The 14671-nt window shown below is 63.2% G+C and carries 9 protein-coding genes; 2 read left to right on the forward strand and 7 right to left on the reverse strand.

Features of this window, described 5'->3' with window-relative positions; translation table 11 throughout:
• The 6 genes from I6F36_RS30180 to I6F36_RS30205 all read right to left on the reverse strand — a co-directional run bounded on the left by I6F36_RS30180 (nt 1) and on the right by I6F36_RS30205 (nt 11847).
• The gene (locus I6F36_RS30180; protein ID WP_225172752.1) at nt 1-363 is read right to left on the reverse strand and encodes a hypothetical protein; all 363 of its coding nucleotides are present in this window, start codon (nt 361-363) and stop codon (nt 1-3) included.
• Between the two features lie 216 nt (nt 364-579).
• Nucleotides 580-1539 carry a hypothetical protein gene (locus I6F36_RS30185; protein WP_225172753.1) on the reverse strand — a complete coding sequence of 320 codons (960 nt, stop codon included), beginning with the start codon at nt 1537-1539 and terminating at the stop codon, nt 580-582.
• Nucleotides 1526-3772 carry a hypothetical protein gene (locus I6F36_RS30190; RefSeq protein WP_225172754.1) on the reverse strand — a complete coding sequence of 749 codons (2247 nt, stop codon included), beginning with the start codon at nt 3770-3772 and terminating at the stop codon, nt 1526-1528. Before I6F36_RS30190 ends, I6F36_RS30185 begins: the two co-directional genes overlap by 14 nt.
• Nucleotides 3765-8042 carry a helicase-related protein gene (locus I6F36_RS30195; RefSeq protein ID WP_225172755.1) on the reverse strand — a complete coding sequence of 1426 codons (4278 nt, stop codon included), beginning with the start codon at nt 8040-8042 and terminating at the stop codon, nt 3765-3767. Before I6F36_RS30195 ends, I6F36_RS30190 begins: the two co-directional genes overlap by 8 nt.
• Complete coding sequence (locus I6F36_RS30200) at nt 8039-10762, reverse strand: hypothetical protein (protein WP_225172756.1); 2724 nt, start codon at nt 10760-10762, stop codon at nt 8039-8041. Before I6F36_RS30200 ends, I6F36_RS30195 begins: the two co-directional genes overlap by 4 nt.
• Nucleotides 10759-11847: a hypothetical protein gene (locus tag I6F36_RS30205; protein ID WP_225172757.1), complete on the reverse strand. Its 1089-nt coding sequence runs from the start codon at nt 11845-11847 to the stop codon at nt 10759-10761. The genes I6F36_RS30200 and I6F36_RS30205 overlap by 4 nt, the downstream gene beginning before the upstream one ends.
• Before the next feature lie 158 nt (nt 11848-12005).
• On the opposite strand from I6F36_RS30205, the gene I6F36_RS30210 reads away from it, so the two are divergent.
• The gene (locus tag I6F36_RS30210) at nt 12006-13595 is read left to right on the forward strand and encodes an N-6 DNA methylase (protein ID WP_225172758.1); all 1590 of its coding nucleotides are present in this window, start codon (nt 12006-12008) and stop codon (nt 13593-13595) included.
• 57 nt (nt 13596-13652) lie between these two features.
• Here I6F36_RS30210 and I6F36_RS30215 read toward each other — a convergent pair whose 3' ends face one another.
• Nucleotides 13653-13850: a hypothetical protein gene (locus I6F36_RS30215; RefSeq protein ID WP_225172759.1), complete on the reverse strand. Its 198-nt coding sequence runs from the start codon at nt 13848-13850 to the stop codon at nt 13653-13655.
• Nucleotides 13851-14087: 237 nt separating this feature from the next.
• Between I6F36_RS30215 and I6F36_RS30220 the strand changes: the two genes are divergently transcribed.
• Nucleotides 14088-14669: a hypothetical protein gene (locus I6F36_RS30220; protein ID WP_225172760.1), complete on the forward strand. Its 582-nt coding sequence runs from the start codon at nt 14088-14090 to the stop codon at nt 14667-14669.
• Nucleotides 14670-14671: the final 2 nt, after the last annotated feature.

Below are 14671 nucleotides of genomic sequence, written 5' to 3' on the forward strand. Positions count from 1 at the left end.
CTAGACGTCGTACGATGGCCAGCAGCCGTCTTCCTCATGGCGACCCGTCCTGATCGTGCAAGTGTTGTCCAGCAGCCGCTGGCCGACCTCCTTCCAGACCGCGTCCAGACCGTGTAGCCGGACGGCGTCGGCCTTCTGAATCTCGACGGTTCGGCCACAGCGTCGGCAGCCCACTCTCAGCAAATGCTGGGGAATTTCGTCCAGCCGCAGCGCGCGTCCGGATGCTCGGGGGGCGGGATTGCCCCCGTCGGCGCAAGGGTCGTCTAGGAGCGCCTGCCAGTATTCAGGCGGCAGGTCGTCGGCCGGTGCCAATCCGCGCGCGGAAGCCACCTTTCTGCCGACCGCAGCGGCCATCTTCTCCATTTGGGCTCGGGTCGGCATGCGCCAGCTCGCGGGTCGGTCGGACATGGCTCAATAGAACATATCAGGAACGAAAGAGTCGAGTCCCCGTGATGCCGGATGGCAAAAAAACCATCGTCAGATCGGCTGAGCAGTAGGATTTGATGCAATCGAGGCGCGCCACGGGGGCTGTCTGAACCCGAGAGGTTGGTTGCCTCGGCCCCCAAACGCCACCCAGCTCTAATGTTCTTCCGCCCCCGTGATGGGATGGTCGCCGACAAGGTACTCGGCAACGCCGGCATGGATTCCTTGGTACACCAGTTTGTCGGGGCGATCCGCGGGGATCATTCCGATCTCGAGTTGTCTCGGATCCATGCCGGGAATGAAGCCGGAGAAGAAGAGAATGCGACCGAGGAAGTAGTCGCAGTCCGCACTCAAGATCGCCGGAATCCCCGCCCTGTCCTTTTTCACGTTCTGGGAAAACTTGTCGGCGACGGACATTGCCAGCGTGTATGAGCTGATGAAGTCGCGCTCGAAGTATTCAACTTCGTGCTCGAACAGCTCCTGAAGGACAATGCCTCTTCGATAGAAGATGTCCGATCTGCTTATGCTCGACGCTCCAGGTCGCCGCTCGATCCAATCATCGATCAGAACGTGCATCATCCTGTCGTTGAGCGTCAAGAGACACGCCAGTTCCTGCGTCGTGAGCATCGCGTCGCCCGGTCCGATGTCCGACAGCGTTACGATACGATCGATCGTCAGTCCGCGGATGATTGTCTCGAGATAGTTTTTGACGCTCCTCTTGAGGGCCAGCACGTTTCCCTTCAACCGCTTCGATAGGCCGTCCGACCATTCGCGTGCGATGGTATCGCAGAAGAGCCGGGTCTTCGCCTGGCCGATTTTCTCGGAAAGCTCGCTGACGAATTCCGCCTCCATGTCGGACTTGCGGTCGACAAAGAACCCTAGGAGGTCGTTGTTTATTTCGGACTGCTCGACCGTGAGGAACCCGCCGGTGGACGGAGGCATGGCTCTCGCGATCTCTGAATCGTCGAAATGCGCGGCTTCCATGAATCGATTGCGGAAGTCATCCGATGCGAAGTATTGCGGAAGACGGGCATGCCGCAGGGCCTTGTTGTTCGAGAGATCGACGTCGTCGGCGTCGCCCAATACAGATGAAGGCTTACCGTCATGCGGCGGCATTTCGCTGCTCCGCAGAACGACGGGTGCGCCTTACCACGTCGAAGTATCCTTCGATGGCCTGATCGCGCGGAATGGCGACGTCCCAGTGTGGCTTTGCCATGCCACGGAGTACCGATCGGCTGAGCAAGTTGTTTCGGCTAATGCAGCAGACTTCCGGAATCAGGATGCAGTCCGGACAGGCTCCCCCGCGCTCGTCGCATAAAGCTCCCGAGCCGCAGCGAAGGCTCGTCGGGTCCAGCATCGACGAGAGCACCAGATTGCCGTCGGTCGCATTGGTTGCCATCCGCCAGGCCGAACTGAGATAACCCAGATCCATCGTGGTGCCCCGGCGATACACGACGAAGGCCAGGTCGGGCAGGAAGATGTGCTCGGTCAGGCTTCCGAGCTCCAGTCCCGACACCTGGGCCACGGAATGCATCATCTGGTGAGCCATCGTGTGCAGCAGCGTGTAGACGTATGAACAGAGATTGCGGGATTCGGGTGTGGCGTTGCCGCGATACTCGTCCAGCCAACTGGAAAACCCGCCGCCTTCCGGCCTGGTCGTGTGATAGCCGTCGATGATCGCGGCGCCCAGTCGGCTCGTCGGGGCGGGCAGTTCGTAGGTGATCCCGTTCGCATCGAGCCATGCCCGGACGCAGCTCTCGTCCAGGCGCACGTAGAACGCTTCGTTGTCCTGCCTCATCACGTAGATCGGCTGGACATGCTCTTCGTGGAAGTACGCGCGCGGGAAAAGGTTGAGCTTCACGGGCATCTCCCACATCTCGCCCGTCTTGTCCCGGCTGACGCGGGGGCCGGATTCAACCCTCGAGTAGCCGAACGTGAATTCGCAGACCGGAAACTTCCGGACGAGACGCATGTCCTCGATGCCGAGCATCGAGAGGACGTTCGATACCTGTGACTTGGTCGTCTCGACTTCGTCCGGGCTCATGTCGGGCAGGATCGGATCCTTCGGCTCCCTGACGTTGATCACCTTGTCGGCGTCGTTGAGGACGTCGATTTCCAGCGTCTTGTGTTCGACCGCCTGCCGGATGGGATCGAATTTGCGGTCCCATTGTTCGGCGCGGATGTCCACGGCGTAGTCGAGCGCGGGAGTGCGTTGGTAGACATCGGGAATGAGTCCTTCCGTCCGCCAGCGATCAAGCTGATCCTGCCGCGCCTTAACCGAAGCTTCGGCCAGATCCTCGCGTTTCATGCCGCGCATCATTGCGATGATTTCGGCGTGGTTCTTGTACGAGAGCCACTCCGTCGCCCGGTTCTTTTCGCGCAGCGTGTTCTCGATGTCCGCCTCGGAAATCGCCGCGACGGGATAGGCGAAGGCCTTCGCGATGAAACCCTTCAGTTCTTCCGTGCGGCTACGCAGGAGCAGCGGGAAGTAGTCTTCGTTGGCCAAGGCGAGGACCCTGTCGCCCTGGACGTAGTACGCGTTGTTGGCGCGATACGACACGGGCTCCATGTTCACTTCGACCTGCTGGTTCGATCCTTGGTTCAGCCCGTCGCCGAGAACCCGCAAGCTGGTAGGATCTTTGAGCACGGGGAGTTTCGTGGCGCTCTTGCAGGCCGAACAGATCAACCGCCATTTGCTGAAGACTGGAGACGAGCGATCGAGGAGGTAGTGCGAGTTGCCGCAGTGGCACTGGACGCGGTTCCAGACGATGTCCTGACGGTCGCGGTCCCACCTGTTGTAAAGCGTGGAGACACGGTGGTAGCCGCCGGACCAATGGACTTGGACCACGTCCAGCTGTTCCCAATTGGACCTGCAGGGCTCGTCCTGCATGCGGTGGGGACATCCGTCTTCGAGCGTGCCGCTCTTCGTCTCGAACTCTTCGACGCCACCGAAGTCCTTCAGAAGACCACACCGGCGGCAGACGAAGGTCAGCGGCTCCGGAATATAGTTCATCACGTCCGGAACGAGGAAGGCCAGACGGTCGCCGCGAAGACGAGGGGCCCCGTCGTCGTTGCGGAGCTGAGGGTCGAGCACCAGCTCCGGGTCGACCGGCGGCTGGCCCGCCGGGCGTCGGCAGTTCAAGCCTTGGATCTCCCAGTTCCGTACGCGTTCGTTGATGGTGTCGAGCACCTGATTTTTAAGCATCTCGCTGAGTTTGGCCTCGATGCGCGCGGCCGGCTGGGCGATGCACGCGCCCATGCCGCCCTCGAAGGTGAAGAACGCCCCCGGCGCGTAGATCGTCGCGAGCTGCGACCGGGACCGCTTCATGGTGAAGATTTCGTCAGTCATTGCGAAGCTCCGCGGTGGTTTCGATCATGCCTTGCGGCTTCCTGGTGCCGCCCTCCCTGATGAACCGCATCATCGTCTGGAAGCGGTCCTTGGCGTCCGCCTTGCGGGCATTGATGAGAGGACGGACGGTTCCGGGCGCATCGACGTCGCGCAAAGATGTCATCGGACTGTCGAGGTTGCCCCGAAAATGGTCCCAGAAGGCAGCGAGGTCGCCGTCCGCCGTCGGCATGTCGAGAAGTCTCACGAACTCCTGCAGCCGATCTCTGACCATCGTGGAGACGATCTGCCGTTGCGCGTCGGCCCCGCCGACTTCGGCGTCGATCCCGACGCACCCGGCGATGTACTTCTCCGCTTCGTCGACGAAAGTGGTCGACTTCATGCGGTTCACCAGCGAACGCACGAACGAAACCTTGCTGAAGATGCGCGTCCGCTTCTTTTCCGGATCCGCGTCCGCGACGAACTGCTCCTGATAGATCTTGCCGATGAGCCAGTTTTGGATGAGCGAAGGAATGACCCGGACGACGGCACGATCGGCCCACCGCTCGATCGCCGGGGGCGCGATCATGCGCTCGAGGAAACGATGGAAGGTCTCATGGACCTCGAAGATGAAGCGGTCCCGTCTGTTTTGCGGCGTCGGAATCAGCATCGAAAAGCCGACATGCGTGCGGCCGACGCGTGAACTCGCCTGGATGAACTCGTCGATCGCGGTGGGCATGCCCGCGAAGAACATCGAATTGAAGTTCTCGACGTCGACCCCATGCGAAACCGCCGAGGTGGCAACGATCATTCGCAGCGCGTCCTGGATGTCCTCCGTTCCCGGATCGAACTGCTTTTCGGCCTTGCGCACGATCGCCTCGACCGCCCCCGACTCGACGCCGCCGCTGATCAGATCGGTACGGATGCTTTCGACGACCGCACTTCGCCCGAAGTCCCGATGCTGTCGGTCCGCGATGCCTGGAAGCGCGGACAGTATCTGGTCTCCGCCCTTTTTGTTTGTGACGTAGGTGAGAGCGACGCGATGGAGGTCGACAGCGGATGCGACGATTTCGAAACGGCCGGACCCCGCCAGTCGCTCCAAGGCGGCCCTGTGCCGGGCGGAGACCGGCGTGTCGCCGAGGTTCGAAACGAGCATCCGGCACGCCTTGGCTTGGCGCTCGGGATTCCCGGAACACAGATCGCGCAGCAGTATTGTGACGACCGCGGTGAACGCGCCGAGGATCATGACCGATGCGGTCGTATGCGGTCGGCCGTTTGTCAGAAGACTGACGTAGACGCGCGCCCACGGCGCGAAGGTCTCGATCCCCTTGGCATCCACCGACGACGAGAGCGCGTCATTGCGCTCGCCGGCGCTGCCTTCGAACCGGCTAGGGTTGGCGTAGAACGAACGATACAGACGCGTCCCCTTGCGGGGAAACTGCCGCACGCGCTTCTGGTAGAGCACGCGGATCTGGCGCTCCGGGTCGGAGATGGTGGCGGTGGCGCAGACGACCTTCGGAAGGCGGATGTCCGAGTCATCTCCGGGGACGAGCGACATGCGGTCGCCGAGAATGGGACGCAGCGAGCGGAACCATTGATAGAGGGTGGTTTCGAACAGACCGGCGAAGGTCCCGAGGCTCTCCTCCAGCAGGTGCGCTTCGTCCTGGATGATCAGCGAAGGGACAGGATCGAAGAATACCTCGACGCCGCCTGCGAAGGACGGCGCGATCGGATGGCGCCCTTCCATGGCCTTCGCGACGTTCAGATCGTAGGGCGTCTCCAAGAGGCCGTTGTCGTCGATCAGCCGTGCGAGACCGAACATCCCGCCGATCCTGTTGATCGTGGACCAGTGCTGTCCGATGAGAGCGAGCTTGTCGATGGTGCCGAGGAGAATGCAAGGCGCGGACCGGTAGATGTCGTAATCCACCAGCAGGAATGGTAGCGGCCGTTCTACGTTGCTCTTGGTCTTGATGTTCCACTCGCACTCGGCGTTCCGGCAGACGATGCCGAGCCGCTGATTCTCCTTCGGGTAGCGACGCAGCGCGGTGTCCCGATCGCAGAAGGGGCATTTCGGCAGCTTGTTGTAGTCGCGCAGGGCGGCGGAGTACGCCGGGTCGGCAAGGTTGGCCTCCTCGTCCGCATGTTCCGGTGCGTCGACTGCGGGAATGCACCTAAACTCGTCGAGGACCTGATCGCCGTTCGCCAGGCGGTTAGGCGTGCTGCTGCCTCCGACCCAGAATCCGATCTCGAACGGCGCGCCGTCGATGCCGTCGTTTCGGCGGACGATTTCTGCCTTGGCGAGCACCTTGGCCAGGCGGCGCGCTTGCTGCGCCGTCAGAAGGCGAAGCGGATAGCGGATCAGGGCGGAGATGCCGCGGCGCTTCCCGCGGATCCTGTCCAGAAAGAGGGTGAAAAGGAGCAGCCCGAAGAACGCCTCCGACTTGCCGCCTCCGGTCGCGAAGTAGAGCAGCGACGCCGACTCGATGGTCTGCCGGTTGGGCGCATAGAGATGCTCGAATTCCTTGATGCGGGTCGACGGCGAAACGATGTTCGACAGGATGAATCCGAGCTGGAAGAGCCGCCATGACGTCTTGTTCTCGATCAGGCCGACTTCATGAAAAGCCTGGTTCGTCAGATACCAAGCCCTGAACGGCGCCGCGGCGGGCGCTTTCGGATCCTTGAGCCATGCCGCGCGGCTCTGCTTCAACAGATTGATGCCGACGCGCAGATCTTCGATCTCTTCGCCGTAGCCGGCGATGTCCTTCGCGAACTTCGCGCGCTCGCGTTCGCGCCCATCCGCATCGTCGGCGGCGAGCCCAGAGGTCGGGTGAACGGTGCCGCTCTGCTCGTCGACCCAACGCGCGAAGGCATCCGGGACGAGTTCGAGCTGATCGATGGGCTTGTTCGGATCGGCCAGCGCCTTGAAGCTGATGTCCAGCTTCTCGATGCGGTTGGGAACGATGCGGGGCAGGTTATACCGGGGCATCCATGTCGTCGTAAGTCGGATGCCGTCCTCCAGCTCCTTCTGTGCGACTCCGGCGTTCCAGCCCGCGGCCGGTATCGAATGGAATCCTTGGATGTCGTAGGCAGGCTTGACGCGTTCGAGAACGTAGGGGATCAGCGCCGCGGCGGGACGCACGTCGATGTCCAAACGGACCTGGTAGAGCCCGCCGTCGCCGTCCTGATCTCCGACGGCGCCGCAGGTCCGGTGCATCAGGCCGATCGCGGCATGGATGATCCGGTCGTCGGCTGGACTAGTCGCCCACTCGAGAGCGATCTCGACGTTCTGAGCAGGCCAAAGGTGGGCTCTGTTGACCGGCGTCGCCCGGATTGTCGACAGTGCCGCGTCCCAGCTCCGCTGCGACCGGAAGGCGCTTGGCGGCAGACGCATCTTCCGCCAGCACCATTGCGTCCCTTCCTCGGAGCGCATGAAATCGTCGTAGGCCTTCGCGATCGCCCCGCTCATCAGGACGGCGTGTTCGCGGATCGCCTCGCTCCGTTCTCTCTCCGCGCTGCGCAACGAAAGGACCAGAGGAGGAACCACGACGGTCAACCGCCTGAATTTCATCGGGATATCTTCGGGAGAGCACAGATCGTCGGGGTACACGGCTCCGTCGGTCGTCTCGGCGACCTCGACCGGCGTCTCTTCGCCAGCCGTCTTTTTTTCGGTGCTCCGGCCCGGGCGAGGAACCTGCGGTTCGGCACCAAGATTCGTTTCCTCCTCCGGATTGACCGCTACGATGGTCTCAACTGTCCCGGCGAAACGTACGCCGCGTCGCATCAGCAACTGCCGCGCCGTCTCCGCAAAGATGACTTTCCGGGAACGCGTGTCGCCGCCGACGCGCGCGGCTTCGGCGATCGTGAAAGCTTCCGCGTTGACCTCCTGGCGGACGTGCGCCGACAATCTCGGCTTCGGACGAAGGCCCAGGACGTCGTTGTCGAGATCTTCCCATGTCGGCAGCACGCGCACGTAGACCGCCAGATGCGGCTGGACCGTGATTCGGCCGTCGGCATCTCTCCGGAGCTTGAGGCTCGCGCCGTGCACGGGGATCCGGATGTCGCTACTTTCGTCCTCTCCCGCAGGAGACATTTGGTTGAGGAGGAATCCGGATGCGAATTGATCGCGCGGTCGCTGTCCGAGCACGACCGTTCCGAACTCCCCTGCCCCCGAGGCCTTGCCGCCGACCGCGTTGACCAGCGCGTCGCAAACCGCCTCCTTAAGTTCTTGCGCGAGGTCGGGGTCGTCGCGAAGCGCGGAGTTGACGTTTGGCAGACCCGGTTGAGCCGCGTTCATCGGTCATTCTCCTTACGTTGTTTTCCTGAAACGAAGTGCCTGCTGACGACCACGCTCGCGCTGCGCACCATTTCTTCCCAGAGCTGCTTGAGCTCCGGCTTCTTTTCGGAAGCGCGCGCGTAGAAGCCTTGCGGATTCATGACGAATTCCTGGGCTCTGCCGTGGGCGTGCAGTCCGACCTGGATGGCCATCACGCGCGAGCTGACGACCGCGTTGCGCCAATACTGCGCGGCGATCGTTTCGGGTACGCCGATGGCGTTCATGAACAGGGCGAAATTCTTGACGGATCGGGGGGCATCGGGACGGCCGTTCGCGCGGCCCGTCGACATCCAGCGGATGACGTTGGAGACTTCGTTGCGGCCGGCGTCGAACTCTTCGTCGATCAGCGCAGCCGCCGTCTTCATTCGCGTCAGTATTTCCAAAGCCTGCTTCTGCCGGTCGCCGGGGATCAAGGCGACGCGGTCTCGGACCGCCTGCTGATAGGACGCGAGCAGCGTCGTGCCTTCCGATTTCACCGGGCCCAAGAGAAATTCCAAACGATCGTGGAGATCCCGGCTGAAGACGAAGATGCGATCGCCGACCGAGACCTTGTCCGCAGGCTGTTCTTTCAAAGGCTTCAGTTCGTCTTCCTGGATGACGAGACATTCGGCGTGCGACGGCAGCCGGAGAAGGTACCCGTCTTCGGTATAGAGCTCCACGACCGGACCCTCGTACGGTCCGCCCTCCGAGGAGTCCTGAATGGTGAAGTCGAGCGTCAGGTCCGGCGCGAACTCGGGAATTATCGTCTTCTCGAAGTCGAACGCGGTCATGCGTTCCGCGTATTCGGCGAGGCTGGCCGACACGGCTTTAAGCCGCGCGGCCGGTTCGCCCTCGAACAGCGGCGTCACCGGCGCCAGAACGGTGGCGATCGCGCCGAGCGTTCCTCCGTCTCCTATTAAGCCGACTTTCCGGGGCAACGACGGCGACAGGATGATGCGCTCGAAGTGGCGGACCTTCGGATTGACTAGGAAAAGCGAGTCGACCGGCGCTCCCCGCGAAGTCGCGGACAATGTGGAGGCAAGCGCCTCGGTCGTCGTCAGGATCAGCTTGCTTGCGAGCTTCGCTTGGTCGATGTCTTCGCGATCTGCCAGCCACTCCGACACGGCGGAGAGGACGACGCGGTCCCGGAACGCGACGATGGTGCGATTCGCCTTGCTTACGGCCTTGCCGATGAGCTCGCGGACGAGCTCGGCGACCTCCCCGCCGTCGGCATAGCGAACCACCATGCCTTCGGCCCGCTCGCGGAACGCGTGCACGGCATCTCCGAGGCTGTCGGCATCCCGCTCCGCTTTGCGGAGAGAATCGGCGACGCCGAGGAAACGATACTGGGCCGCGACATAGTCCGAGACCGCGCCGGCGCGCTCCATGTAGTCGAGATGCTCTCGGAAGATCGTCAGGGGAATCGGCAGGCAAGCGATCGTTCGCGCGAACGTGACGGCCTTGACGACGGCGTCGGCCGCGCCGGGATAGCCGGCGCTCCGGAGATTGGATGCCAGCGAGAGCGCGTCCTCGCGAAATTGGGCGAGCTCCCTAGCCTTCAGGTGGGCCGTGAACGAGGCCGCATTCCACGTTTCGAAGACCTCCGATTGCGTCGTGAAATCGTTGGGGACGGTCTTGACTACGCTGCGCACGCCAATGCGTTTGGGCCGCGCATGGTCGCCGCCGCCGGCCGACGCGATGATTTCGGAGGCCGTCTTGGCGATGACGCCGTCCTGCGTGATGACCACGATGGGCACCGACTGCCCGGCGCTGCGGGCGAGATGCGCGAGACGACGCAGGCCTTTGAGCCAGGAATCGGCCTGGCCGAACGCGACGTCGGTCGCGTCCGCGACGATCAGGTCGCATCGGTCGCCCAGCCGGGAATCGGCCTTGAAGAGGCGATTGATGCCGTCGACCGACGGGGGCAGACCGAGGATCGCGATGGGGGCTACGTCCTTCGACGATATCTCGCGGCGATACTTCGAGGCCTCCTTGATCAACGTCCTGCGCGAAGCGATGTCGCCGAGGAAGTCCTCGTCGCGGTCGGCGTAGCGGATCGTGTGGTTGTGCTCGATAGGCGCGAATGTCGGGATCAGTTCGCGCAGGTTCGGATGGCTGATCTTCGCGCTGCCGCCAGCCGCGGAGGCCTCCCTAAGGCCCTTCAAAAGGTAGGCGTTTTGATAGTCCGGCCCGCTATATTGGGAACGGTCCATCGCCCTGATGGTCTCGAGATAGCGGGCCGCAAGATCCTCCTCGTCGACGAAGATGGATTTGAGACTATGAGTCTTGCGGTCCGAGAAAGGATAATAGGCCACCGTGCATCGCAGCGTCGGCCGCGCCGACTGGGCCCGAAGCAATGCGGAAATCGTCACGCCAAGCGGCCTATTGATCCGGTCCGGCCACGTGAAGATCACGCCGCTCTTTCGTTCGATCACCGCATCGGCGACGGTCGAAACGGCGGCGTGCGCTGCGGATACATAATTCACTTCCGAATTCAGGTCGGAGCGATGGTAGAGCCGCAGCGCCGGCAGCACGGGGGTCGCGGTCGGGGTCGCGGACTGCGCTTGGATCGCCGCGGGCGGCTCGGTCGGGGCTCTCGTCAGAAGGCTGCGGCGCCGCTCGAGATCGTTCCGTTGAGACTGTCTGATGACGTCGAGGTTGGAGCCGAAGCGGTTTCGACGGTCGCCGTCGCGTCCCTTCATTGACGCCCCCCGGTCTTCAGCACGGCCCGGAGCTGCAATTCGATTTCGGCGCGCGCGATCCTCACCCAGTCTCGTCCAACGACGATGTTATAGGCTCCAGCCTCGTTCGGACGGCGCCAATGCGGCCGATCCGTCTGCTGCAGATGATCGAGCGCGCGCCAGTAATCCCCGAACGACCTCTCGGCGCCGCGCGCCCCGATCGTCCATCCACGCAGCCGCATAAGGTCGGGAAGGAACAGCGAACCATCCGCCGCCCGCGGCACGAAGGTCCATTCGACGATCGCGTCCTCGCCATCCGCAGACGTATCTGCAACCTGCTCGGCGTCGAATTCCTGGAAAGGGGCCACCAAGCCCGAATTGATGGCCTCGATGGCTTCGCGCCAGCAGGAGCGAGACCAGTCCTTGCGGTCGGCGAGCCAGCCTCGGGCCGAGTGGGGGTCAGCCGATCCGGAGCCTCCGGTGAGCTGCCCGCGGGAAAGCAGGTTTTGGACGGTCTTGACGCTGACGCGGCCGAGCCATGCCAGTCCGGCGGCCGGCGCCTGACGCGTTCCTTCGTCCACCGCCAAGCGAGCCGACGCGATATCGTGGACCATTTGAAGGTTCAGTCGTCCTGGAGTGGCTGCCGCCTTGGGCAAATTCTTCAAGAGCGAGGCAAGCGAATCCAGGTCGGATTCGATGCGGCGCACGAACTGCTCGATCGCACCCGGCAGATCGTCGTCGGGTAGCGTTCCGATCGAGCCATAGGCATGTAGACGCCGCATCGAGTCCACGAACGGACCCGAGAGGCTGGCGAGCGGAACCGCCGACCAAGCCCGGCCCGGTGGCGTCGTGGGGGGAATGTCGATCCGACCGGCGCGATCGCCGGTCAGATAGGTGCCGATCAATTCGGCAAGCTCGCGTTCCAAGTTCGCGGCAGGGCCCACGACCGCGGCCAAGGTTGCTGCTGTCCCGTACAGGAACGCTTCCAGTTCCGCCCATTCAAGGGGCGGAAACGGCCGGTCCTCCCAAGCATCGACGCGCGAGCGTTGATAGGCCCAAGCATCCTTCAACCGCTGATCGTGCTCTAGTGCATATTGGGAGGACATGGGAGCATCCGATTTCCTGAAACGTGACTTCATTAACCACGAGATTTCGCAGATGGTCAAATCCAGGTATTCAGGAAAATCCTTGTTCCCATTAACTAACAAAAGAATCTGCAGAGAGCGCTGTTCCGGAATGCCGACTTGTTCGGTAGAGTTTGGGCATGGGGCAACAGCAGCAGCATCTGGTATACCAACACGCGACCACCCGCTTCTTCGGCGCGGTTCGCCGCGCAATCGAAACCTCGGAATGGCGCTGTGCGGATCCCGTCGCCAGCATCGCGCATGGGCGGCTTCCAAGGGCGCCTGTGGCCGTTCAGGCAGCGCATGCCCGCATCAAGTCGCTGCCTTTGGAATGGCGCGAGCATGCGGCCGCAGTCGTCGCCGCGCTGCAACTCAAATCAGGCGAGCGCGAGCGTCTTGGAGCGTACTTCACGCCTCCGTATCTAGCGGCATACGTGTTGAACAGGCTGACTGCGCAGGGCTACGACCCGACCCGGCACTCCATCATCGATCCGGCGGCGGGCGGAGCCGCCTTCCTCGCTCCGCTGCACGGCGTCATCAGCCGTTCGCTTCAAGGACGCAATCCGGGCAAGGCGCTGAAACTCCTGCGCGGCATCGAGATCGACCGCCGGCTCGCCCGGGTCTCGAAGGATCTGCTCGCCTGGCGGGTTGCTCTCGCGCGCGGGGCTGACGGTCCTACCGAACAGGACCGGGAAGCAGTCGAAAACTGCGTGGAGGTCGCGGACACGCTGGAAAAGGAAGCCAGCGGCAACTACGACGTGGTCGTCGGCAATCCACCCTACGTTCGCATCGGTCGCGACGACTACCACGCTTACGTCGAACGCTGGCCCGATCTGACCGAAAGAGGAGGTTATCTCAATTTGTCGATGGCCTTCCTGCATCATTGCCGCGGCTTCGTGAAGCCGGGCGGGCTTCTGTCGTTCGTGATGCCGGCGAGCATGATCGGAGGCCCCTCATTCACGGCGTTCCGCAAGTCGATCGCCGACGAAGTCATCGCGATCGATAGGATTGAGAACCGCCAACGCGTGTTCCTGGACGTCACACAGGACTGCATCATCGTGACGATGCGGCGTGGGGTCGAGCAGCGTTCTGCGGTCCGCATCGGCAGCCTGGCACACGATGGAAGGGATCGCGCTCTGGGCAACATCAGGCTCGACCGCGAAGGCGGGCGCTGGGAGCTTCCTACGTCGGACGTGATCTCGACGGGACGCTCGCTGTCCGAACTGGGATGGTTTGGGAAAGTGGGGCCGGTCGTTCCCCATAGATGGCAAGAGCGCATTTCGAAGACCCGCGCGGCTTCGTCCGTCGCGCTGCTGTGGGCGGCGGCAATTCGTCCGGACGGATCGCTGGACTTCGATCACATGAAGGCCAACGTGGATGGCCATCGCGTCACCGTGGATCCCGAGCTTTCCTATGTCATCCGCCGACCGTGTCTGGTGGTCCAACGGACGGCGAACCGAAAGCAAAGGCGGCGCATCAATGCCGCCGTGGTCGACCGCAGGTTTTTGGAAGACGTCGGGCCCTTCGTTGCGGAAAACCACGTGATCGTGCTGACTCCGCCGTCCGATGCCTCGATGGCGGACTTGAGAACGATGGCCGACTTGCTCAATTCTCTTGAAATGACCGCCTTGTACGACCGCGTCTGCGGAACGGCATCCGTGTCCCTGAAGACATTGATGTCGATGAAGCTGCCGAAATTCAAAGCGGAACGGGCGCAGAAGGCGGCCTAAACCCGCCACATCCTATTTCGGGAAGCGGTTCGAGCATCGTGGGCGGTTGCTGCGCGGCTATTTCTTCCCATCCTGATGCCGCTCGAGCCACTCGGCCGCGGCCTGCTCCATCACCAGCGACGCGGTCGTTTCGCGCAGCGCGGCCGCCGACTTGATCCTCCTGATGATCTCCGGGTCCATCGACGTCAGGAGCTGCTTCTTGACGCCCGGCGGCGGCTTCCGTCCCGGCCTGCCGGCCTTCTTCTTTTCCGCCATAGGTCCCGTGGTCCGCATGCTGTTGGATCGGAACGAAAATTCCACGGGAAGCGGAGGGCGGCAAGCCCCCGGGCGGCCGGGCGGGCGATTTCCACACCGATCGACGTCCTGAAATACCCCCGAAAGCCTCGAAACACCCTCGGCTCGATAGACCTATTTGAAATAGGTCTATCTTGTCCATGATGTCTATTGACTCGAACGGCTCACCCGAGTGATAGAACAAACAAAGAACATCATTTGTGGCGTGCGAGGTGCGTGATGGCCGAGGCGGTGCGGAGCGACTGGAAGAGCCAGCTGCGGGACATCCTTCCGGACTTCTTCGGTCCGCCGCCCGGGCCGGGCGGCGCGTCCTCGGCGCGGCCGCTCTGCGTGCCGGAATGCGGCGAGGGCTGGGCGGGCGTCGTCGACAGGTGCTGCGTCCGCATCGCCGCCGCGCTGCAGTTCGGCGAGAGCTTCCGCTTCGAGAGCATCCGCGCCCACCAGGGCGCGCTGCGGATCCGCTGGGGCGGCAGGCTGTCGGCCGCGAGCGAGGCGGCGGTCCGCGCCGCGGTCGACCTCGCCGAGGCGCGTAGCATCTGCGTCTGCGAAAGGTGCGGCGGGCGCGGCCGGCTCTACCGGGCCGACGACGTCTTGGCGGCCCGCTGCGCCGACCACGCCGAGGGTGTCCCCGCGGTCAGGCCCGAGATGGAGAACATCCACCTGACGCAGGTGACGGTGCGGGGCAGGCTGCGGGTCGTGGTCGCGGCGCGCTACGACTACGACAGCGACAGCTTCGTCCGGATCGACGACGCCGCAAGGTTCGGGCGCGGGGAGGCGTGACG

Source organism: Bradyrhizobium sp. BRP19 (assembly GCF_020194195.1).
GTDB lineage: Bacteria > Pseudomonadota > Alphaproteobacteria > Rhizobiales > Xanthobacteraceae > Bradyrhizobium > Bradyrhizobium yuanmingense.

Coding starts and splice junctions, on each gene's coding strand:
- I6F36_RS30200 (WP_225172756.1), bottom strand. CDS start 10,762: ATGAAGGGACGCGACGGCGACCGTCGAAACCGCTTCGGCTCCAACCTC.
- I6F36_RS30185 (WP_225172753.1), bottom strand. CDS start 1,539: ATGCCGCCGCATGACGGTAAGCCTTCATCTGTATTGGGCGACGCCGAC.
- I6F36_RS30215 (WP_225172759.1), bottom strand. CDS start 13,850: ATGGCGGAAAAGAAGAAGGCCGGCAGGCCGGGACGGAAGCCGCCGCCG.
- I6F36_RS30205 (WP_225172757.1), bottom strand. CDS start 11,847: ATGTCCTCCCAATATGCACTAGAGCACGATCAGCGGTTGAAGGATGCT.
- I6F36_RS30210 (WP_225172758.1), top strand. CDS start 12,006: ATGGGGCAACAGCAGCAGCATCTGGTATACCAACACGCGACCACCCGC.
- I6F36_RS30190 (WP_225172754.1), bottom strand. CDS start 3,772: ATGACTGACGAAATCTTCACCATGAAGCGGTCCCGGTCGCAGCTCGCG.
- I6F36_RS30195 (WP_225172755.1), bottom strand. CDS start 8,042: ATGAACGCGGCTCAACCGGGTCTGCCAAACGTCAACTCCGCGCTTCGC.
- I6F36_RS30180 (WP_225172752.1), bottom strand. CDS start 363: ATGGAGAAGATGGCCGCTGCGGTCGGCAGAAAGGTGGCTTCCGCGCGC.